At 70.5% G+C, this 21,343-nt stretch carries 21 protein-coding genes; 12 read left to right on the top strand and 9 right to left on the bottom strand.

Annotation, left to right across the window (positions count from 1 at the left end; genetic code table 11):
- The first annotated feature begins 4 nt into the window (after positions 1 to 4).
- The 9 genes from QGN31_RS23740 (at position 5) to egtE (ending at position 8,677) form a co-directional block, all read left to right on the top strand.
- The gene (locus QGN31_RS23740; RefSeq protein ID WP_036429778.1) at positions 5 to 1,135 is read left to right on the top strand and encodes a DUF4185 domain-containing protein; all 1,131 of its coding nucleotides are present in this window, start codon (positions 5 to 7) and stop codon (positions 1,133 to 1,135) included.
- 120 nt (positions 1,136 to 1,255) lie between these two features.
- Positions 1,256 to 1,681: a hypothetical protein gene (locus QGN31_RS23735; RefSeq protein WP_008263265.1), complete on the top strand. Its 426-nt coding sequence runs from the start codon at positions 1,256 to 1,258 to the stop codon at positions 1,679 to 1,681.
- A 118-nt stretch (positions 1,682 to 1,799) separates the two neighbouring features.
- A complete protein-coding gene (locus QGN31_RS23730) occupies positions 1,800 to 2,315 on the top strand; it encodes a hypothetical protein (RefSeq protein ID WP_008263266.1) in 516 nt (171 codons plus the stop codon).
- A gap of 82 nt (positions 2,316 to 2,397) precedes the next feature.
- Positions 2,398 to 3,060, top strand: a complete 663-nt coding sequence (locus tag QGN31_RS23725; protein WP_008263267.1) for a sensor domain-containing protein — start codon at positions 2,398 to 2,400, stop codon at positions 3,058 to 3,060.
- Positions 3,061 to 3,239: 179 nt separating this feature from the next.
- Complete coding sequence (gene egtA, locus QGN31_RS23720) at positions 3,240 to 4,541, top strand: ergothioneine biosynthesis glutamate--cysteine ligase EgtA (RefSeq protein ID WP_008263269.1); 1,302 nt, start codon at positions 3,240 to 3,242, stop codon at positions 4,539 to 4,541.
- A gap of 2 nt (positions 4,542 to 4,543) precedes the next feature.
- Positions 4,544 to 5,848 carry an ergothioneine biosynthesis protein EgtB gene (gene egtB / locus QGN31_RS23715; RefSeq protein WP_071196532.1) on the top strand — a complete coding sequence of 435 codons (1,305 nt, stop codon included), beginning with the start codon at positions 4,544 to 4,546 and terminating at the stop codon, positions 5,846 to 5,848.
- The gene (egtC, locus tag QGN31_RS23710) at positions 5,848 to 6,558 is read left to right on the top strand and encodes an ergothioneine biosynthesis protein EgtC (RefSeq protein ID WP_008263273.1); all 711 of its coding nucleotides are present in this window, start codon (positions 5,848 to 5,850) and stop codon (positions 6,556 to 6,558) included. The genes egtB and egtC overlap by 1 nt, the downstream gene beginning before the upstream one ends.
- On the top strand, positions 6,558 to 7,523 hold the full coding sequence (gene egtD, locus QGN31_RS23705) for an L-histidine N(alpha)-methyltransferase (protein WP_009955087.1): 966 nt from the start codon (positions 6,558 to 6,560) through the stop codon (positions 7,521 to 7,523). The genes egtC and egtD overlap by 1 nt, the downstream gene beginning before the upstream one ends.
- Before the next feature lie 47 nt (positions 7,524 to 7,570).
- A complete protein-coding gene (egtE, locus tag QGN31_RS23700; RefSeq protein WP_233425327.1) occupies positions 7,571 to 8,677 on the top strand; it encodes an ergothioneine biosynthesis PLP-dependent enzyme EgtE in 1,107 nt (368 codons plus the stop codon).
- On the opposite strand, the gene QGN31_RS23695 is transcribed toward egtE, so the two are convergent.
- The gene (locus QGN31_RS23695) at positions 8,674 to 9,354 is read right to left on the bottom strand and encodes a class I SAM-dependent methyltransferase (protein ID WP_043954340.1); all 681 of its coding nucleotides are present in this window, start codon (positions 9,352 to 9,354) and stop codon (positions 8,674 to 8,676) included. The genes egtE and QGN31_RS23695 overlap by 4 nt on opposite strands.
- Positions 9,355 to 9,364: 10 nt before the next feature.
- On the bottom strand, positions 9,365 to 10,837 hold the full coding sequence (locus QGN31_RS23690) for a glutamate--cysteine ligase (RefSeq protein WP_014381683.1): 1,473 nt from the start codon (positions 10,835 to 10,837) through the stop codon (positions 9,365 to 9,367).
- 135 nt (positions 10,838 to 10,972) lie between these two features.
- Here QGN31_RS23690 and glpK point away from each other — a divergent pair, with 135 nt between their 5' ends.
- Positions 10,973 to 12,499, top strand: a complete 1,527-nt coding sequence (glpK, locus tag QGN31_RS23685) for a glycerol kinase GlpK (protein WP_014378923.1) — start codon at positions 10,973 to 10,975, stop codon at positions 12,497 to 12,499.
- Between the two features lie 32 nt (positions 12,500 to 12,531).
- Here glpK and QGN31_RS23680 read toward each other — a convergent pair whose 3' ends face one another.
- On the bottom strand, positions 12,532 to 13,251 hold the full coding sequence (locus QGN31_RS23680; protein ID WP_008263283.1) for a PadR family transcriptional regulator: 720 nt from the start codon (positions 13,249 to 13,251) through the stop codon (positions 12,532 to 12,534).
- 198 nt (positions 13,252 to 13,449) lie between these two features.
- On the opposite strand from QGN31_RS23680, the gene QGN31_RS23675 reads away from it, so the two are divergent.
- Entirely contained in the window at positions 13,450 to 13,839 is a 390-nt protein-coding gene (locus tag QGN31_RS23675) for a hypothetical protein (protein ID WP_008263284.1), read from the top strand.
- 10 nt (positions 13,840 to 13,849) lie between these two features.
- On the opposite strand, the gene QGN31_RS23670 is transcribed toward QGN31_RS23675, so the two are convergent.
- Entirely contained in the window at positions 13,850 to 14,722 is an 873-nt protein-coding gene (locus tag QGN31_RS23670) for an RDD family protein (protein ID WP_014381687.1), read from the bottom strand.
- Between the two features lie 91 nt (positions 14,723 to 14,813).
- Between QGN31_RS23670 and QGN31_RS23665 the strand changes: the two genes are divergently transcribed.
- Positions 14,814 to 15,806, top strand: a complete 993-nt coding sequence (locus QGN31_RS23665) for a stage II sporulation protein M (protein WP_014381688.1) — start codon at positions 14,814 to 14,816, stop codon at positions 15,804 to 15,806.
- A 72-nt stretch (positions 15,807 to 15,878) separates the two neighbouring features.
- On the opposite strand, the gene QGN31_RS23660 is transcribed toward QGN31_RS23665, so the two are convergent.
- Genes QGN31_RS23660 through QGN31_RS23640 form a run of 5 tightly spaced genes read right to left on the bottom strand, consistent with a single transcriptional unit; the run spans position 15,879 to position 21,218 of the window.
- A complete protein-coding gene (locus tag QGN31_RS23660) occupies positions 15,879 to 17,201 on the bottom strand; it encodes a DUF58 domain-containing protein (RefSeq protein WP_008263287.1) in 1,323 nt (440 codons plus the stop codon).
- Entirely contained in the window at positions 17,201 to 18,196 is a 996-nt protein-coding gene (locus tag QGN31_RS23655) for an AAA family ATPase (RefSeq protein WP_008263288.1), read from the bottom strand. The genes QGN31_RS23660 and QGN31_RS23655 overlap by 1 nt, the downstream gene beginning before the upstream one ends.
- Positions 18,193 to 19,332 carry a DUF4350 domain-containing protein gene (locus QGN31_RS23650; RefSeq protein ID WP_014941169.1) on the bottom strand — a complete coding sequence of 380 codons (1,140 nt, stop codon included), beginning with the start codon at positions 19,330 to 19,332 and terminating at the stop codon, positions 18,193 to 18,195. The genes QGN31_RS23655 and QGN31_RS23650 overlap by 4 nt, the downstream gene beginning before the upstream one ends.
- The gene (locus QGN31_RS23645) at positions 19,332 to 19,985 is read right to left on the bottom strand and encodes a DUF4129 domain-containing protein (protein WP_009954769.1); all 654 of its coding nucleotides are present in this window, start codon (positions 19,983 to 19,985) and stop codon (positions 19,332 to 19,334) included. Before QGN31_RS23645 ends, QGN31_RS23650 begins: the two co-directional genes overlap by 1 nt.
- Positions 19,986 to 20,009: 24 nt before the next feature.
- Positions 20,010 to 21,218 carry a hypothetical protein gene (locus tag QGN31_RS23640; protein WP_014941170.1) on the bottom strand — a complete coding sequence of 403 codons (1,209 nt, stop codon included), beginning with the start codon at positions 21,216 to 21,218 and terminating at the stop codon, positions 20,010 to 20,012.
- Between the last annotated feature and the right edge of the window lie 125 nt (positions 21,219 to 21,343).

The raw sequence follows: 21,343 nt of genomic DNA, 5'->3' as shown, positions 1-21,343 counted from the left end.
GCGAGTGAGTTCCGCGACGCGGTTCTCGCTACTTGTGGCATCTTTGCTTGCGCCGCAATGGTTTTGGGCCGCGCATGCCGATCCGCCGGCGCCCGCCCCGGAACCGATCCTGCAGCCGCTGGCGCCCGGTCAGGTGCTGCGGATCGGTCCGACCGCCGGAACCGGAACTCCCACAGGCGATTACGGCATCGGCGCGACCGACCTGTGTGAATTCGTCGAATTCCCCACCGAACTGCTGCAGGTCTGCGGCGACAGCTTCGCCGGCCAGGGCGTCGGGTTCGGCGGCTGGTATGCGCCCGTCGCGCTGCGCGTCGACACCGCGTCGGTCGACGACCCGGCCGGGGTGCGCTACACCGGCGTCACCGGGATCGCCCACCCGCTGCTGGCCGACCCCGCTCCGCCGGATTCCTCGCAACTGCCCGCCGGGGTGGTGCAGATCAACCGGCGCAACTACCTGATGGTGACGACGACGAAGGACCTGGAGCCGCAGAGCTCCCGGCTGGTGACCGCCGAACCGGCGCGCGCGGGCTGGCAGACGATCCCGGGTTCGAAGCGGCCCGCCTCGTATCAAGGCGGCTCGCAGACGCAGATCAGCGGGTATTACGACCCGATCCCGACCCCGGAATCGCCGAGCGGGTGGGTGTACATCGTGGCCGACAGCTTCACCCGTCGGGACCCCGTGGTCCTGTATCGCGCCACACCGCAAACGTTCACCGACCGGTCCCGCTGGCAGGGCTGGGCGGCCGGCGCGAGCGGGGGGTGGGGCAAGCCGCCGACACCGCTGTGGCCGGACGCGGTGGGCGAGATGTGCATCAGGCAGATCGACGGCAAGGCCGTGTTGTCCTACTTCAATGCCGTCACGGGCAACATGGAGGTCCGGGTGGCCGACGACCCGACGGCGCTGGGTGACGCGCCGGTCACCACGGTGGTGCAGCACGACGAGTGGCCGGAGCCCGCGGAAAGCCTGCCGCCGCCGTACGACAACCGGCTCGCGCAACCGTACGGCGGCTACATCTCGCCCGGTTCCACGCTGGACGAGCTGCGAATCTTCGTGAGCCAGTGGGACACCCGCGCGCGAGTGGCCGCGCCGTACCGGGTCATCCAGTTCGCGGTCAATCCGTTCAAGCCCGAGTAGGCGCTTCGCCCGCTGAGCGGCGGCGATGGTTCACAGCTCCTACATAAGTAGCGCATAGCCGCCACTACTGTTAACGGCTTCATCATTTGTCTCATGAGTGAAACACCTGAAACCCCCACCGTGCGGACCTCCACCGCAACTGCACCGGCCGCCGCTGCAGCGGCCTATCGGGCCCCGCGGGTCTTCCAACTCGCCGCGTGGGTCGCCATCGTCGCCGGGATCGTGTTCATCGTCGCGGTCATCTTCTTCACCGGCTTCATCCTCGGCCACCGCGGCGGCCATCACGGCCATCACCACCACAAGCACCACCACCACGCGATGCTGCATCACCGCGGCCCCGGCGGGCCCGGTGGACCGGGCGGCGGCACCCAGGGCGGCCCGGGCGCACCCACGGGCCCGGGCGCGACCACCGCGCCCGCCAGTCCGTCGCCCGTGCGGCCCAGCGGCATGGCCCCGGGACAGCTCCCGGCGTCGATCTTCCACTCCGCGGCGGCCTCGCACGCAGCGCCGGGGCAGGCCCCCAGCGTCATTGTGCTGACCAACTAAAACCCCCAACCCACTCGTGGCCCGGCGCTCTCATCGAGCGTCGGGCCACGTCTCGATTCCAGGCAATTTGCCGCCGGGGCCTGTTCCGGACATCGCGTGCGGGGCAATATGGCATGGCATGAGCGAGACACCCGAACCGCAAGCCGAGCCGACCCCCGCCGCCGCGACCACTCCGCCCGCGCCGCCACCGCCGCCGCGGGTCAAGCCGCCGCGGCTCTACACGGCGGCAGCCTGGGTGGTGATCGTCGCGGGCATCGTGTTCATCCTCTCCTCGGTGTTCTTCGTCGGCGCCTTCATTTGGAAGCACCACTACCACTGCCACCATCACCACGGCATGTTTCACCCGGGCGGCCCCGGCCCGGGCAACGGGCCGTGGGGACCCGGCCCCGGGCCGGGCAATGGCCCCTGGGGACCCGGTCCCGGTGGTCCCGGATCGTGGTACGGCGGCCCCGGTGGTCCCGGGCCCGACAATGGGCCCTGGGGGCCCGGTCCCGGCGGCCCCGGTTTGATCGTTCCGATGCCCCCGGGCGGCCCGGGCGGGCCCGGCGGTCCCGTCTCCGGCCCCGGCATCAGCGGACCCGGTCAGCCGACGGCCGTCAGCCCGGCTCCCGGCTCGCCGGCGCCGCGCCCCTGACGCGGTCGCGAAACGCTTGGCGCACAAGGTCGGCGCTTGACGGGGGCTGACCGAACGTCGTGGCGTTTGGCATGATCGCCTCATGACCATGCGGGCCACGCAGGTGCACCGCGCCGTACTCACCGTCGGGTTCGCGGTGGCGGGCACCGTCGCGCCCGCAGTCGCCGCCGCGCACCCGTCGGAGCCGGGCGTGGTGAACTACGCCGTCCTGGGCAAGGGGTCGGTCGGCAACATCGTCGGCGGACCCATGGGCTGGGAGTCGGTGTTCACCCAGCCCGGACAGGGCCCCTGGGTGGACCTCCCGGAGTGCAACAACTGGGCGGACATCGGGCTGTCCGAGGTCTACGACGATCCCGATCTGGCGTCGTTCAACGGGGCCGTCACGCAGACGTCGGCGAATGATCAAACGCACCTGGTCAAGCAGGCGGTCGGGGTGTTCGCCACCCCGGACGCCGCGGCCCGGGCATTTCATCGGGTGGTGGATCGAACGGTCGGCTGTTCGGGTCAGACGACCGCGATACACCTGGACAACGGCAGCACGCAGGTGTGGTCCTTCGACGGCGGGCCGGCCGGGCCCGCCGACGAGAACTGGACCAAGCAGGAGGCGGGCACCGATCGGCGCTGCTTCGATCAAACCAGGCTGCGCGAAAACGTGTTGCTGCAGGCGAAAGTGTGTCAGTCCGGCAACGCCGGGCCCGCCGTGAACGTGCTAGCTGGGGCGATGCAGAACGCGCTGGGTCAGTAGCGCAGCGATCGGGTATCCGTCCTTGCCGTCTGGCCATCAGCGCGGGAGGGGAATATGTCGGGGGCGTCTGATAGATGAAGCACTAGACGAAGTAGTGCCGGATATCGTTCGATTAGCTGCGCAGGGAAGCGGTCCGCAGGTGCGTGTTCAGCCTTCGCCGGGCCCGAAGGGATCGTGATATGACGTTCGCCCCGATCACTGCGGCGGCTCCGCGGTCGACCGGCGCCGACCCCGCCCCGGAGCTGAAAATCGCCGAGCTCACCGACTCCACGGCCGTCGCGCAATACATCGCCGACGGCTGCCTGGTGGACGCCCCGCTGGGACGGGTGGGTCTGGAACTCGAGGCCCACTGCCACGACCCGGCCGCCCCGCACCGCAGGCCCGGCTGGGACGAAATCGCCGCGGTGCTCGACGGGCTCCCCGCCCTGCCGGGCGGCAGCAGGATCACCGTGGAACCCGGTGGCGCGGTCGAACTCTCCGGGCCGCCGGCCGACGGCGTCCTGCCCGCGATCGAGGCCATGCGACGGGACCAGGCCGTGCTCCAGCCGGCGTTTGCCGAGGCCGGCCTGGGCCTGGTCTTCCTCGGCGCCGACCCGCTGCGACCCCCCCAGCGCATCAACCCCGGCGCCCGCTACCGCGCCATGGAAAGGTTCTTCGCCACCAGCCGCTCCGGGGAAGCGGGCGCGGCGATGATGACGTCCACCGCATCGATCCAGGTCAACGTCGACGCCGGGCCGCGCGAGGGCTGGGCGGCTCGGGTTCGGCTGGCGCATGCCTTGGGGCCCACCATGATTGCGATCACGGCCAACTCGCCGATGCTGGGCGGCGACTTCACCGGCTGGGTCTCCAGCCGGCAGCGGGTGTGGGGGCAGATGGATTCCGCGCGCTGCGGACCCATCCTGGGCGCCAGCGGCGATGACCCGGGCACCGACTGGGGGCGCTACGCGCTCAAGGCCCCGGTGATGCTGGTGCACACGCCGGGCGCCGAGGCGGTCACGCAGTGGGTGCCCTTTGCCGACTGGGTCGACGGCCGGGTATTGCTCGGTAATCGCCGCCCCAGCGTCGCCGATCTCGAATACCACCTGACGACCTTGTTCCCGCCGGTCCGCCCCCGGCAGTGGCTGGAAATCCGCTACCTGGACAGCGTCCCGGACGCGTTGTGGCCCGCGGTGGTGTTCACCCTGGTGGCGCTGCTCGACGACCCGACCGCGGCCGACGCCGCGGCCGAGGCCGTCGCACCGGTGGCCACCGCCTGGGACATCGCGGCCCGGCTCGGGCTGCGTGACCGGCGGCTCTACGCGGCCGCCAACGCGTGCGTGGCCATCGCGGCCGAAAGGGCGCCGGCCGAAGTCGGCGACGCGATGCAGCGGCTGGTCGACCTCGTCGAACAGGGCCGGTGTCCCGGCGACGATTTCGCCGACCGGGTGATCGAACACGGCGTCGCCGCCGAGGTGTCGCGGGCGGCGCGAGGGGGACTGTGACGGTGACGTCACGCCAGGCGCTTGCCGACCAGTTGACGCGGACGCGGACGCGGACGCTGCGGCTGGTCGACTTCGACGATGCCGAACTGTGCCGGCAGTACGACCCGCTGATGAGCCCGCTGGTGTGGGATCTGGCGCACATCGGCCAGCAGGAAGAGCTGTGGCTGCTGCGGGGCGGGGATCTTGCCCGGCCGTCGATGCTGTCGCCGGCCGTCGAGGGTCTCTACGACGCCTTCGTGCACTCGCGCGCCAGTCGGGTCGACCTGCCGCTGTTGTCGCCGGACGAGGCGCGCGCGTACTGCCGGACGGTGCGGTCCGCCGTGTTCGACGCCCTGGACGCGCTGCCCGACGACCCGGCGGGCGACGAGGCGGCGTTCGCGTACGCGATGGTGGTCAGCCACGAAAACCAGCACGACGAAACCATGCTGCAGGCATTGAATCTGCGCAGCGGCCCGCCGCTCCTGCGCGGCACGTCGATGCTGCCGCCCGCCCGCCCGGGCCTGGCCGGCACCTCGGTGCTGGTGCCCGGCGGCGAGTTTGTGCTCGGCGTTGACCCCGCCGCCGAGCCATTTTCGCTGGACAACGAGCGTCCCGGCCACGTCGTCGACCTGCCCGCGTTCCGGATCGGCCGGGTTCCGGTCACCAACGGCGAATGGCGGCACTTCATCGACGACGGCGGCTACGACCAGCCGCGGTGGTGGTCGGAGCGGGGCTGGCGGCATCGCCAGGCCGCCGGCCTGACCGCACCGCAGTTCTGGAATCCTGACGCCGCCACCCGCACCCGGTTCGGCCACGTCGAAGACATCCCCGCCGACGAACCCGTCCAGCACGTCAGCTATTTCGAGGCCGAGGCGTACGCGGCCTGGGCCGGCGCGCGGCTGCCCACCGAGATGGAATGGGAGAAGGCCTGCGCATGGGACCCCTCCGCCGGCGCCCGGCGCCGCTACCCATGGGGCGCCCAGGAGCCGTGCGACGCGCTGGCCAACCTCGGCGGCACCGCGCTACGGCCCGCACCCGTCGGGGCCTACCCCGCCGGCGCTTCCGCGTACGGGGCCGAGCAGATGCTCGGCGATGTGTGGGAGTGGACGAGCAGCCCGCTGCGGCCCTGGCCCGGGTTCGTCCCGATGCTCTACGAGCGCTATTCACAGCCGTTCTTCGACGGCGATTACCGGGTGCTGCGCGGCGGATCGTGGGCCGTGGAGCCGAGCATCCTGCGCCCGAGTTTTCGCAACTGGGATCACCCGTACCGGCGCCAGATCTTCTCCGGCGTCCGGTTGGCCTGGGACGTGCCGAAGGAGATCGCCTGATGTGCCGGCATCTGGGGTGGCTCGGGGCCGACGTCACGGTCTCCTCGCTGGTGCTCGACCCACCGTTCGGGCTGCGGGTGCAGGCCTACGCGCCGCGCCGCCAGAAGCATTGTCTGTTGAACGCGGACGGCTGGGGCGTCGGGTTTTTCGATGCTGCGTCGGATGGCGCCGCGCCCCGGCGCTGGCGCAGCCAGCTGCCGCTGTGGGGCGACGTGTCCTTCGAGTCCGTCGCGCCGGCGCTGCGCAGCCACTGCGTGGTGGCCGCGGTGCGCTCGGCGACCGTCGGCATGCCGATCGAAGTCAGCGCGACCGCGCCGTTCACCGACGGGCAATGGTTGTTGTCGCACAACGGAATCGTCGACCGGGCGGCGCTGCCGGCGACGTCGCAGGCCGAATCGGTCTGCGACAGCGCGATGCTGGCGGCCGTCATCTTCGAGCGCGGCCTCGATGCGCTGGGCGACACCATCGCCGAGATCGCGGCGGCCGACCCGCGCGCCCGGCTGAACATATTGGCCGCCAACGGTTCTCGCATGCTGGCGACGGTGTGGGGGGACACGCTGTCCATCCTGCGCCGCCCGGATGGTGTGGTCCTGGCCAGCGAACCCTATGACAACGACTCCGACTGGGAGGACGTGCCGGACCGCCACCTCGTCGAAGTCACCGCCGGCGGAGTCACGATGACCCCGCTGGATCATCCGAAAGGGTCTTGATGACGCTGTCGCTGTCGAACCACCTCGCCGCCGACTCGGCCTACCACGCGTTGCGCCGTGACGTGTTCGAAGGCCTGCAGAAGACGCCGAAGTCGTTGCCGCCCAAGTGGTTCTATGACGCCGTGGGCAGTGACCTGTTCGACCAGATCACCCGGCTGCCCGAGTACTACCCGACCCGCGCCGAGGCCGAGATCCTGCGCGCGCGGGCGGCCGAAATCGCGTCGGCCAGCGAGGCCGACACCCTGGTGGAACTGGGCAGCGGCACATCGGAGAAGACGCGGCTGCTGCTCGACGCCCTGCGCGCGCGCGGTTCGCTGCGCCGGTTCGTCCCCTTCGACGTCGACGCCAGCATCCTGTCGACGGCCGCCGCGGCCATTGCGCAGGAATACTCGGGAGTCGAAATCAAGGCCGTCTGCGGCGATTTCGAAGAACACCTGACCGAGATCCCGGCGGACGGGCGGCGGCTGTTCGTGTTCTTGGGGTCGACGATCGGCAACCTCACGCCCGGGCCGCGCGCGGACTTCCTCGCCGCGCTGTCCGCACAGATGCGGCCCGGCGACAGCCTGCTGCTGGGCACCGACCTGGTCAAGGACCTCGAGCGGCTGGTGCGCGCCTACGACGATTCCGCCGGGGTGACGGCGGCGTTCAACCGCAATGTTCTTGCGGTGGTAAACCGGGAACTGGACGCCGATTTCGACGTCGACGCTTTCGCGCACGTCGCGCGGTGGAACCCGGCCGAGGAACGTATCGAGATGTGGTTGCGGGCCGATCGCGGCCAGCGGGTGCGTGTCGGTGCGCTCGAGCTGATCGTGGACTTCGAGGCCGGCGAGGAGATGCTGACCGAGGTGTCGTGCAAGTTCCGCCCGGAAAAGGTGAGTGCCGAACTGGCCGCCGTGGGACTGCGTCGCACGCAATGGTGGACCGACGGCGCGGGTGACTTCGGGTTGTCGTTGGCCGTGAAGTGACCGCCGGCGACTCGCTGGCCGACCGATGGCGGGCGGCACGCCCGCCCATGGCCGGCCTGCATCTGGACAACGCCGCCTGCTCGCGGCAGAGCGTCGCGGTGATCGACGCCGCCGCGCAGCACGCCCGCAACGAGTCCGAAGTCGGCGGGTATGTCGCGGCCGAGGCGGCCGCCCCGGTGCTCGACGCCGGGCGTGTCGCGTTCGCCGCGCTGACCGGGATGACCGACGCCGAGGTGGTGTTCACCACCGGCTCGCTTCACGCCTTGGATCTGCTGTTGGGCGCCTGGCCGACCAAGCACCGAACGGTAGCGTGCCTGCCAGGCGAATACGGGCCCAACCTGGCCGTGATGGCCGCCCACGGGTTCGACCGCCGGCTGCTGCCGACCATGGATGACGGCCGCGTCGCGCTCGACGACGCGGCGCGGGCCCTCGACACCGACCGGCCGGACCTGGTGCACCTGACCGCGGTGGCCAGCCATAGCGGTGTGGTGCAACCGGTTTCGATGGTCGCCCAGCTCTGCCGGGAGCTCGGGCTGCCACTGGTGATCGACGCGGCGCAGGCGCTGGGGCAGGTGGATTGCGCGGCCGGGGCCGACGCGGCGTATTCCTCGTCGCGCAAGTGGATCGCCGGCCCGCGCGGTGTCGGGATACTGGCGGTGCGCCGGGAGCTGATGGAGAGCCTGCGCCCCAGGCTGGCGGCACCGCAGTGGGCGCGCGCATCGGGGTCGCCGACGGTGGCCCAGCAGCTCGAATTCGGCGAAGCCAATGTCGCTGCGCGGGTGGGGTTTTCGCTGGCGCTGGGGGAGCACCTGGCCTACGGGCCGACGGCCGTCTGCGCACGCCTGGCCGAGCTGGGCGGCCTGAGCCGCACGGTGCTGGCCGACGTCGCCGGGTGGGCCGTCGTCGAGGAGGTCGAAGAACCCAGCGCCATCACGACTTTGGCGCCGACCGACGGCGCCGACCCGCAGACGGTGCGGGACTGGTTGCTCGCCGAGCGACGGATCCTGACCACCTTCGTCGGCGTGCAGCGGGCACCGCTGGAGCTCCCGGGGCCGCTGCTGCGGATCTCGCCGCACCTGGACACCACTGCCGAGGACCTGGAGACCTTCGCCGAGGCGCTCATCGCCGCGACGGCGGCGACCGCAACCGGCTAGCCGGCCTTGTGCGCCGTCAGCAAGTAGGCCGGCATCTTGATCCGGCCTTGCTCGTCGCGATCGTGCGGCGGGAATTCGAAAGGCGCGTCGGCGATGTTGATCGCGTTCGACAGGATGAAGGAGGGGCGAATCTCGTCGATTTCCCAGTACTTGCTGACCGCGGCGCGCAGTTCGTCTTCGTCGACCTCGTTGGGCTTGGGTTCCATCTCGGCCGGGAAGGCGCCCTTGGCGAACACCAGCACGAAGTAGCTGGCGCCCGGTGCCGCGGCGCGGTGGACCGAGCGCAGGTAGCCGTCGCGGCCCTCCACGGGCAGCGAGTGAAACAGCGTGCTGTCGACGACGGTGGCGAACCGTCCGTCATACCCGCTCAGCGACGTGATGTCGGCCTGCACGAAGCTGGCCGTGGTCAACCCGCGCTCCCGGGCGGACTTGGTGGCCGCCGCGACGGCGGTCGGCGTGAGGTCGACGCCGACCACGGTGTAACCCTGGGCGGCCAGGCTCAGTGAGAGCTCGGCGACTCCGCAGCCGGCGTCCAGGACGTCGCTGTGGAACTTGCCGGCCGCGGCCAGCGCCGCCAGTTCGGGTTGCGGCTCACCGATATTCCACGGGGGCGGACCCTCGAAATGGGCCTGCTCGCGGTAGGCGCTGTCCCAGTCCATCACTTGATCAGACGACATGGTTGTCAACCTACTCCCAGGTGTGCACCGGCTCGTTGGCGTGCATGTACTCGCAGTAGCGGCGCAGCATCTCGGCCAGCGCGGCGGCCCGGCCCATGCCCGCGTCCTGCAGGGCCCGTACGGTGGAAACCTGCCAGGTGGCGCCGTTGCGGCCAGCGCGGGCGCGGCCCTCGATGACCCCCAGGAACCGGTCGCGGACCTCGGGGTCGACGCCCCAGCGCCGCAACCCGTCGTCGGCCATCGGCAGCAACGTGTCGAGCACCAGCTCGCGTGCGCTCACCTCCCCGAGCCCGGGCCAGTGCAGCCGGGCGTCGATGCCGTGGCGCGCCGCCGCCAAAAAGTTGGCCTCCGCCACCGCGAAATCCATGCGGTCCCACAACGGGCTGTCCGCCTCGGACAAGCTGCGCAGCATCCCGTAGAAGAAGGACGAATTCGCCAGCATGTCAACGACTGTCGGTCCGGCCGGCAACACCCGATTCTCCAGTCGCAGATGCGGGCGCCCGTCGACCACGTCGTACACCGGGCGATTCCACCGGTACACGGTGCCGTTGTGCAGCCGCAACTCGGACAGCTGCGGGGTGCGCCCGGCGGCCAGCTCGGCGACCGGATCCTCCTCGGACACCTCGGGCAACAGGGACGGGAAGTACCGGATGTTCTCGCGGTACAGGTCGAGGACCGAGGTGATCCACTGTTCACCGAACCACACTCGCGGGCGCACGCCTTGGGTTTTCAGCTCTTCGGGTCGGGTGTCGGTGGATTGGGTGAACAGCTCGATGCGGGTTTCCGCCCAGAGTTGGTGGGAGAAGAAGAACGGCGAGTTGGCGCCCAGCGCCAGCTGCGGACCGGCGACAATCTGCGCGGCGTTCCAGTTGGCGGCGAACGTCTCCGGGGCCAATTGCAGGTGCAATTGCATGCTGGTGCAAGCGGATTCGGGCGCTATCGTCGCGGCGTGCCAGTTCAGCGGTTCGGGGCCGTCGATGTCGATGGGCAGGTCCTCGCCGCGGGCGGTGAAGATCGAGTCGTTGAGGGCGGCATACCGCGTCGACTCGCTCATCCAGTCGTGATCGAGGTGTTCGGGCATCAGCGTGGGCAGGATGCCGATCATGACGATGTGCGCACCGTCGGCGGCGCCGGCCTTGATCTCGGCCTCGTTCAGGCTGGCCCGCACCTCGGCCTCGAGATCCAGCCCCGTGTGTCCGGGCAGCGCGTGCGGCGGGACGTTGAATTCGATGTTGTAGGCGCCCAATTCGGTCTGGTACGCGGGATCGCCGATGGCGTCCAGGACGTGGCGATTGGACATGGCCGGCTGGTAGTCGGCGTCGACCAGGTTGCACTCGATCTCCATGCCGGTGAGCGGCTGGTCGGAATCGAAGCATGACTGGGCGAGCATCGTCTCGAACACGTTCAGACACGCCTGAACCTTGCGCCGGTATTCGCGGCGGTGTGCGCTGTCGTACGTGGTGCGCTTGACCTCTTCGCCCACACCGCAGATGCAACAGGGTTACCGCCCGTAAAGCAAGCTCTCCGGCGGCGCGGTTGTGGCCTCGCCCGCCGGGCGGGTAGACCATGATGGACTTTTGCCGCAAAAGTGTCAGAGCTCACGGGTGGAGGAGAGCAGTTGGCCGAGTTCGCCGAATTCGTGGCCGCTATCGACCAGGGGACGACCAGCACGCGCTGCATGATCTTCGATCACGAGGGTGCCGAGGTGGCCCGCCACCAGCTCGAGCACGAACAGATCCTGCCCCAGGCGGGCTGGGTCGAGCACGACCCGGTGGAGATCTGGGAACGTACCTCCTCGGTGCTGACCTCCGTGCTCAACCGTGCCAACCTGGCGCCGAAAAACATTGCCGCGCTGGGTATCACGAACCAGCGCGAGACGACGCTGGTCTGGAACCGCAAGACCGGACGGCCCTATTACAACGCGATCGTCTGGCAGGACACCCGCACCGACCGGATCGCGTCGGCGCTGGGAGCCGACGGCCGGGGCGAGGTGATCCGCCGCAAGGCGGGACTTCCCCCGGCGACGTACTTCTCCGGCGCAAAGCTGCGATGGATCTTGGAGAATGTCGACGGGGTGCGCGACGCCGCCGAGCGTGGCGACGCGTTGTTCGGCACCCCGGACACCTGGGTGTTGTGGAACCTGACCGGGGGTCCGCGGGGCGGCGTGCACGTCACCGACGTGACCAACGCCAGCCGGACCATGCTGATGAACCTCGAGACCCTGGACTGGGACGACGAGTTGCTGTCATTCTTTGCGATCCCGCGCGCGATGCTGCCGCGGATCGGGCCGTCGTCGTCGCCGCAGCCCTACGGGGTGACGGCCGAGACCGGCCCGGCGGGCGGAGAGATTGCGATCACGGGCGTGCTGGGTGACCAGCACGCGGCGATGGTGGGGCAGGTGTGTCTGGCCGAGGGGGAGGCGAAAAACACCTATGGCACCGGCAATTTCCTGCTACTGAACACCGGCGAGACGATCGTGCGGTCCGACAACGGGCTGCTGACCACCGTCTGCTACCAGTTCGGGGACGCCAAACCCGTTTACGCACTTGAGGGTTCGATCGCGGTGACGGGCGCGGCCGTGCAATGGCTGCGCGATCAGCTGGGCATCATAAGCGGGGCCGCGCAAAGCGAGGCGCTGGCCCGCCAGGTCGACGACAACGGCGGCGTCTATTTCGTCCCGGCGTTTTCCGGGTTGTTCGCCCCCTACTGGCGATCCGATGCCCGGGGCGCGATCGTGGGGCTGTCCCGATTCAACACCAACGCGCATCTGGCCCGGGCCACCCTGGAGGCGATCTGCTACCAGAGCCGCGACGTGGTAGACGCGATGGCCGCGGATTCCGGTGTGCGCCTTGAGGTTTTGAAGGTCGACGGTGGTATCACCGGCAATGACCTGTGCATGCAGATCCAGGCCGACGTGCTGGGCGTGGACGTGGTGCGTCCGGTGGTCGCCGAGACGACGGCGCTGGGCGCCGCGTACGCGGCCGGCCTGGCCGTGGGGTTCTGGGCCGACCCGGCGGACCTGCGCGCCAACTGGCAGGAGGGCCGGCGTTGGTCGCCGACCTGGAACGACGAGCAGCGCGCCGAGGGGTACGCGGGCTGGCGCAAGGCCGTGCAGCGGACCCTGGATTGGGTCTCCATCACCTGAGGTGACCTGATCCAGGGTCCGCTGGCTCGGAATCAGTCTTCGCCGAGGATGCCGTAGATCTCGCGCCGCGCGTTGTTGAGAATGTCGACGATGCGCTGCTGCTGCTCGGCGGAAGCGGTGTGGGCGGACTGCCCGACCGCGCCGAACAACTGGCCGACGGCCGCCCTCAGGCTCATGTGACCGGGGTCCGCACCTTCGGTGATCTCGTCCCACGGCGGGGTCTCGATCTTCTCGGCCGCCCCGCGGCCCTGCTCGGTCAGCTCGAAAAGCTTCTTGCTGCCCGCGGATTCGCTCGCGGTGATCAGGCCTTCGTCGTCGAGCAGCTGCAGGGTCGGATACACCGAGCCAGGGCTCGGCTTCCACAGCCCGTTGCTGCGTTCGGCGATCTGCTGGATCATCTCGTAGCCGTGCATCGGCCGCTCGGCGAGCAGCGTCAGGATGGCCGCCCGCACGTCACCGCGCTTGCCGCGGCCCGGGCCGCCACGGCGCCAGGCGCCGCGCCGTCCGCCGGGACCGAAACCGAAACCGGGGCCGAAGCCCGGCCCGAATCCGGGACCGAACCCGAACGGGCCTTCGTAGCCACCCGGGTGGCCGCCGCCGGCGTGGTCGCGGAGATGTTCGCGGAAGTCCCGCCTGGCCTGGCGCCGCGCCTCGTGCAGGGCGCGCCGGTCGACCGGGCCGGAGCCGAACCCGAATCCGAAACCGGGCCGGCCGCCGAATGGTCCCTCGGGGGGAGTGAATGGGTTGCTCATTTGTGTCCTTACGTTGGTGGATCGCGCACCCGACGTGCGCTTCGGAATATCACGATATATCGGGAACTAACGCGATGCAACTGGATATGTTGAAAGATATCGACTAGCGAAGCTGACCTGCGGAAATCCACGCCCATCCGCGCCGCCCAAACCCGCGGGCCGGTTTGCAGAGGCCAGACGGCGGGTAGGAACTGTGGGATGGACGCTGACAACGACGTGACGGTCGATCGCACGGCCGCCGGTGCGGCCCCATCCGGGGACCCCGGTGGTGCCCCGCGCCGGAACGTCTGGCCCTGGGTCAACTGGGGGTTGGCGCTGGCGACGGTGCCCGCCGCGGCGATCGTCATGCTGTTCGCGCTCGGTGGCGTGCTGAGCACCGCCGGTTGCAGCGACACCAGCTGCCCCAACCTGGGCCACGGCGGCATCGACTTCGGCGTCGCCTTCTACGGCGCGCCCGCGGTGGCCGTCGTCGTCATCGTCATCTCGGTTTTCACCGCCAAACACCGCGGCGGCATCGCGGTTCCGCTGCTCGGGTGGGCGCTGCTGATCGCCGACGTCGTCCTCATGGCGGCGAGCGTCGCCCGCTAGCCGCGCTGCGTCAGTGCGGCGGTGCGAAACCGTCCGGAGGCGCGCCGTAGCCCGGTCCCGGGGCGGGTCGGCCCGGCTCCGGCCACGGCGCCGGGTACCGCGGCGGCGCGCCCGGCGGCATGGGCGGCCAGCCCGGCGCCTGGGCGGTCGGGCGCAGCCGGGCCAGTTCGCGACGGTGCCGCTCGGCGAGGACGGCGGCCAGCACCAGTTCCGCCGGGGCCCCGGGGGGCGGGGGCGGCGCAATGCGCGCCACGACATCACCGGCGATGCGGTACGCCATCTGAGTGCGCAGCTGGCGGTCGAGTTGCGGTGCGCGGGAAAGGAATTGGCGCGCCACTTCGGCTTGACCGACGGACAGTCCCGACAGCTGCAGCGACGCCGCCCACCAGGCCAGCGCCGGAGGCATCGTCGGCGGGGGCCCCAGCCGGGGTCCGCGTTCGTTGACCACCACCGTGCCAGCGAAGATATCGCCGATCCGTTTGGCTTTGGGTGACAGGATGCTGCAGATGATGGCGGGGCTGCCGAAGAGCATCCAGATTTCCACGAGCGAGGCCAGGGCGCGAAACAGCGCCTGGCGGAAGCGTTCTGGGCCGCCGTCGTCGGACACGACGCGCAGACCCAGGGCGATCTTGCCTACCGAGCGTCCCCGCGTCGCGGTCTCGAGGATCAACGGGTAGCCCACAATTACCAGAACCGTAAATATAAGCAGGATGGCGTTGCTCAGCGCGGTGTCGAACTCGGTCAGGGTGGCGGCCCACAGCATCAGCCCGAGCAGGTAGCCGATCACCATGACGGCGATATCGATCAGCGCGCTCAACGTCCGCACCGGCAGCTGGGCGATCTGCACGTCCAGCACCACGGCGTCCCCGGTCACCACCGACATAACTTCGAACGGTACAGGCCGGGCGGGTGGGGGCTACCGCACTTGGTCATGCCCGCGGCGCCGCGCCCGCGGGGTGATTAGGCTGCCCAGGGTGGACGTCGACGCATTCGTGCTGGCCCATCGAGGCACGTGGGACCGCCTCGATCGACTGATCGGGCGCCGCCGGTCGCTCAGCGGCGCCGAGATCGACGAACTCGTCGAGCTCTATCAGCGGGTGTCCACCCATTTGTCGATGCTGCGCTCGGCGTCGTCGGATTCGATGCTGGTCGGCCGGCTCTCGAGCCTGGTCGCGCGGGCCCGTTCCGCGGTGACCGGGGCCCACGCGCCGTTGAGCAGTACGTTCACCCGGTTCTGGACGGTGTCCTTCCCGGTCGTCGCGTACCGCACGTGGCGGTGGTGGCTGGCCACGGCGGCGGCGTTTTTCGCGGTGGTCGTGGTCATTGCGCTGTGGGTCGCCGGCAGTCCCGAGGTGCAGTCAGCGCTCGGAACCCCTAGTGACATCGAGCAATTGGTCAATCACGACGTCGAGTCGTATTACAGCGAGCATCCCGCCGCCGCCTTCGCGCTGCAGATCTGGGTGAACAATTCCTGGGTTTCCGCGCAATGCATCGCGCTGTCCGTCGTGCTGGGGGTGCCCATTCCCTTTGTGCTGTTCGAGAATGCCGCCAATGTGGGCGTGATCGCCGGCCTGATGTTCCCCGCCGGCAAGGGCGGCCTGCTGCTGGGATTGCTTGCCCCCCATGGGCTGTTGGAGCTCACCGCGGTCTTCCTCTCGGGGGCGGCGGGAATGCGGCTGGGATGGTCGGTGATCTCGCCCGGCGACCGGCCCCGGGGACAGGTGCTCGCCGAACAGGGCCGTGCCATCGTCTCGGTGGCCGTGGGCCTGGTGGCCGTGCTCGCCGTCTCCGGGTTGATCGAGGCGCTGGTGACGCCGTCGCCGTTACCGACGGTCGTACGGGTCGGCATCGGCGTCATCGCCGAGGCGGCGTTCTTGTCCTACATCGTCTACTTCGGTCGCCGCGGGGTCAGAGCCGGGGAAAGCGGCGACATCGAAGACGCGCCGGATGTGGTCCCCACCGGCTGAGCTTCGCGAGACTGCAACTGCGGACGGCCCTACTCGGGAAATGCGTCGGTGGTTACAGTTTCGCGGTGCCGATCACAGGCGCCCGGTCGCTTTCATCGCCAGGTAGTGGTCGGCGAGCGCGGGCGCCAGTTCGGCGGGCGGGGCGTCGACGACCTCCACGCCGGTGCGGCGCAATCGTGTGGCCATGGCGCCGCGGTCGTTGCGGGATCGCTCGGCCGCGGCGGCGTCGTACACCGCCGCGGCATCCGATCGGCCGGCGGCCATCTGGTCGACCCGCGGGTCGGAAACCGCGGCCAGCAGCAGGTGATGCTTGGCCGACAGCTGCGGCAGCACGGGCAGCAGGCCCTCGTCGAGGGCGGTCGGATTGAGGTCGGTCAGCAGCACCACCAGCGAGCGCCGGCGGGCCCGCAGCGCGATGGCCGAAGCCATTGCCCGCCAATCGGATTCGACGAGCGTGGGCTGCAGGGGGGCCATCGCGTCGACGAGCTGGGCGAGCAGCTCGGTGCGCGACGCGCCGAAGACGCCGGCCCGGCTCACCCGGTCGTGGGCGAGGAAGTCGACGTTGTCGCCCGCCCGCGACGCGAGCGCGGCCAGCAGCAGCGCGGCATCCATCGACCAGTCCAGCCGCGGCCAGCCCGCGGGATCGGAGGTGGTGGGGTCGACGCCCACCCGGCCCGCCGCGGTGCGGCCCGTGTCGAGCACGATCACCACGCGCCGGTCGCGTTCGGGGCGCCAGGTGCGCACCACCACGTCGGCGCGCCGCGCGGTCGCGCGCCAATCGATCGAGCGCACGTCGTCACCGACGACATACTCTCGCAGCGAATCGAATTCGGTGCCCTGCCCGCGCACCAGGGTGGGCAGTAGGCCGTCGATCTCGCGCAGCCTGGCCAGGCGCGACGGCAGGTGCTTGCGCGACAGGAACGGCGGCAGCACCCGGAGCTGGCCGGGCACCGATTGCGAACCCTGCCGTCCCGCCAAGCCCAGGGGCCCGATCGATCGCGCGGTGATCACCGTCGCGCGCTGATCGCCGCGGCGCTTTGGCTCCAGCCGGGTCGCGACGTGCTGATCGCCCCCGGCCGGGATGTCCACCGCATGGGTGCGCGGCCGCGCGCGGGCGCTGGGCGGCCAGGCGTCGCGGACCTGGCCGCGGAACCGCCGCCGGCCGTCGTTGTGGATGGACAGCTCACAATCCACCTGTTGACCGAGCCGGGCGGAGCGATCCGGGGAGCGCACGTAGCGCAGGGCGGTGGTGCGGGCCGCCAACCCGACGTCGACGGCAACGGCGATGGCCAGCGCCACCAGCAGGGCCACGAAAGCCGTTGCCGGCCAAGGCGAGACAGCGATGGGCAGGACGCAGATCAGCGCGACCAGTCCCGTGCGTCCGGTCAGGATCACTAGCGGGGCACCGGAACCGACGCCAGAATCCCGTCGAGCACGCCATCGGACGTGGCCCCCTCGAGTTCGGCTTCGGGCCGCAGCATCACCCGGTGCCGCAGCGTCGGGCGGGCCATGGCCTTCACGTCGTCGGGGGTGACGTAGTTGCGGCCCGACAGCCAGGACCAGGAGCGCGCGGTGGCCAACAGGGCGGTCGCCCCGCGGGGGGACACGCCCAGCTGCAGCGCGGGGGAGGATCGGGTGGCCCCGACGATGTCGACGATGTAGCCGAGCACCTCGTCGGCGACCAGCACGTGTCGCACGGCGTCGCGGCCGGCGGCCAGGTCGGCCGGCCCCGCCACCGGCTTGATCGCCGACAGATCGCGGGGATCGAAACCGTGCGCGTGCCGGTGCAGGATGGCGATCTCGGCGTCCCGCGGGGGCAGCGTCACATTCAGTTTGAGGAGAAAGCGATCCAGCTGGGCCTCGGGCAGCTGGTAGGTGCCCTCGTATTCGACCGGGTTCTGGGTCGCGGCGACGATGAACGGGTCCGGCAGCGGCTGGGGTTCGCCCTCGACGCTGACCTGGCGCTCCTCCATCGCCTCGAGCAGCGCGGCCTGGGTCTTGGGTGGGGTGCGGTTGATCTCGTCGGCGAGCAGCAGGTTGGTGAACACCGGACCGGGCCGGAACACGAACGCGGCGGTGCGCGCGTCGTACACCAGGGAACCCGTCACGTCGCCGGGCATCAGGTCCGGCGTGAACTGCACCCGCTTGAACTCCAGCTGCAGCGCCGCGGACAGCGCCCGGACCAGCAGCGTCTTCGCCACTCCCGGAACGCCTTCCAGCAGCACATGCCCGCGGCACAGCAGCGCGATCACCAGGCCGCTGACCACGCCCTCCTGCCCGACGACGGCCTTGGCGAGCTCGGCGCGCAACGCCAGCAGCGCCTCGCGAGCGGATTCGGCGGTGGGGGACGAGGCGGTATCGGCTTGTGGACCGGAAGGGGACTGTGTCACGGGCGTGCGACCTGCCTTTCGATGTCGTCGAGCGCACGGGCAAGTTGTAACAGGTCGTGGTCGGTCGTCGGGGGCGGACCGAACAGATGGTAGGAGACGAACCCCGGATCCGAACCGGTGCGCTGGGCCGCGGTGGACACCACGGTCGCCGGGTCGGCGCCGGCGCCCAGGCCGAGCCGCGGCAGCAGCCGCTGCAGTGTCGCCGTGCGCAGCGCCGCGGCCGCGCGATCGCGTGCCCGCCGGGACCGATACAGCCGGCCGCTACCCTCGACGGTCTCCGACGCGCGCACCACGACGGGCAACTCCTCGGCCACCAGCGGGCCGGGGCGGCGGCCCTTCCACGCGGCGACCAGCAGCACCACCAGCGCCAGCTGCCACACGATCCAGCTCACGTTGGGTGGAATCAGGTCGAAAAGTGATGCCTTGGTGGAGGTTTCACCCTCGACGTGATGGGGCGCGTACCACACGAGCCGGGGGCGGTCGCCGGCCAGGTTCATCGCGAGCGCCGCGTTGCCAGCGTGCAACAGGCCGCCGTTGGTCATGAAGTCGGTGCTGCCGACGGCGGTGACGACCCGTCCGCCGTCCCGGAAGCGGATCAGCGCGCCGTCGTAGCAGCGGGTCATCGTCCGGCCGTCCTTGGCCTTGAAGGTGTTGGTCGGGCCGAACCGCACCGAGCCGGACCGAACGGCTTCGCGCAGCGTGCAATTCGGGTCGCTGTCGAAGCCGCTGGCGCCGGACACCTCCACGCCCGGCAGCAGCGCCTCGCGGGCCCGCGTCGTCGGTTCCACCAGCAGCAGGTCCGAACGGATCCTCGCCAGCCGGTCGGTCACCGCGTCGGTCAGGTACTGGCTCTGTGCCACCAGGATCAGCGCGTCCGGGCGCGCCGCCCGTTCGACGTCGGCGATGGTGTCGGCCACGACGACGTCCACACCGGCGTCGCGGAGCAACTCCACCAGCGCGTGGGCGCCGTCCGGGCCGGTCGACGCGGGGTCCATCCGCGCGCCGGGGCGCGGCGCGGTCAGGTAGGCATCGACGCCGGCGATGACGGCCAGCACCAGCAGGATGACGACCACCCAGCGCCACGAGCGCCGGCGCCGGGGCGCGGTCTGGGTGCGGGCATCGCTGATCGTGGCCATCACCGCACCTGCGCCCACGACTCGGGGACGGCGGGTCGCCCGGCCTCGGCCGGGGCGCCCTGCCAGCGGGACCGCAGGTGATCGTCGAGGTCGGCGATCATCTGGTAGGCGGCCCGGGTTCCGGGCTGCTCGCCATAGGTGACGTCGTTGAAAGCCGTTGCCGCTTCGGACAGTTCGTCGGCCAGATGGGGCAGCGCGGTGCCGGCGTCGCGAGCCAGCTCGTTGGCCGTGCGGCCGGGGGCCGCCGCCAGCACACCGGTCTCCTCGAGCTGGCGGGCGACAGCGCGCAGCCGGTGGCGTATGGCCGCCGCCCAATCACCTTCGGCCGCATAGCTTTCGGCCGTCGCTCGATGCTGGGCGGCCGTCAATTGCGCGGCTTCGAACAGCAGCTGGTCACCGCCGCGGCGGGCGCGCATGGTGCGCCGCGCGACGTGGAAGGCAACAAACACCGCGATCGCCAGCAGGATCAAAAGCACTGTCGCCGTGAACCATCCGCCTGGCACCGTGGCGGTCTTCTGCAGCATCCGGTAGATCAGGTCGTTGAGCCAGTCGAGGAACTGGTCGGCCGACGACCCCTTGGAATAGATCGGCTTGTTGAGTTCGTCCTGCGCGGCGCGGTGCGCGGCATCGCGGTCGATGTCGATGGAAGGCATGCTCAGCTAGTCCTCGCTCGGCCGTTACAGCGGCCGCGTGAGCCAGAGGTGGTCGGTGGACGCGGCCGCGTAGGGCCCCTGGGCGGCTCCGGTCTGCAAGACCAGGTCGAACGCCTCGGCGCGCATCCGGCGGTCGGTGTAGAGCAGGACGATCACTCCGGCGTTGAACGGTGCGGTGATGATCTCGCCGATCGCCGCCCCGACGGAGAGGATCGCGGTGCTGATCAAAAAGGCGGTGCCGGACGAGGTGATCTGGAAAAACTGACCGACGATGCTGAACGGCACCGCGACGGCGTTGGCGACGATCGAGGCCACCAGGAAGGTGAGCGTGCGGATGCCCAGCACTCGCCAGAAGCCGTTGCGGATCAGCTTGAACGATCGGGTGATCGCGTCGAGCACGGGCAGCCGTTCCAGCACGATCAGCACCGGGGCGAACAGCACCACGGTGTACAGGTACACCAGCGCCGCGAGGACGACCAGCACCAGCGGGATGCCGAGCACCACGGCCGCCGCGGCGCTGCCGATCGCCGCCAGCACCCCGATGATCACCGCGACCAGCCCGGCCAGGGCCGCCACCACGACGGCCTCGACCAGGGCCAGGCCGAGCAAGGCCGGCAGCCGCCCGCGGATCCTGGTCCAGGTTTCACCGATGGTGATCGGCGACCCGAACACCGCCCGCCCGACGATGACGGTGAGCATTCCGGACAGCAGCATGCCGCCCAACCAGCCGACGAGGAGGCCGGCCCCCACCGACGCCGTCCAGGCGCCCAGGACCCCCGCGGTCAGGGTGTCGGGCTCGCCGGTGGTGGTGAACCGGTCGTGGGCGGCCAGCGGGCCGAAGAAGGCGACCTTGGTGATGATCTGCATGACCACGACGACGATGGCGGTCAGACCCAGCGTCGCTTTCGGATTGGCGCGCACGTAGCCGACCGCGCCGTTGAAGATGTCGCCGAGGGTCAGCGGGCGCAGCGGGATGATGCCGGGCTTGACCGTTCCGTAGCCCGGCGGCGCGCCGAAGGCGGGTGGGGTGCCGTAGCCCGGCGGCCGCCCGTAGCCGGGTGGGACGCCGTGGCCGGGTGGGGGCGGATAGCCCGGCGGGGGACCATAGGTCGGGTAGACCGGGGGCGGGCCGTATTGAGGTGGCGGGCCGTATTGAGGTGGCGGGCCGTATTGAGGCGGCGGGCCGTATGCGGGCGGCGGGCCAACCGGATGACCAGGCGGCGGCGCGGTCACCGAACGCCGAGGCCTTGCAAACTAGCTCCGCGGCCGGGCGCGTCGTTCGTCATGGGCTCCATCCTGTCGGCGGTCGTGGCATTTCACAATGTTGACCGGCATTGACCGGCATTGACCGCGTTGTC

The sequence above is a fragment of the Mycobacterium sp. 2-64 genome (genome assembly GCF_035918375.1).
GTDB classification, from domain to species: Bacteria; Actinomycetota; Actinomycetes; order Mycobacteriales; family Mycobacteriaceae; genus Mycobacterium; species Mycobacterium intracellulare.
This window is presented reverse-complemented; position numbering and strand designations above follow the sequence as displayed.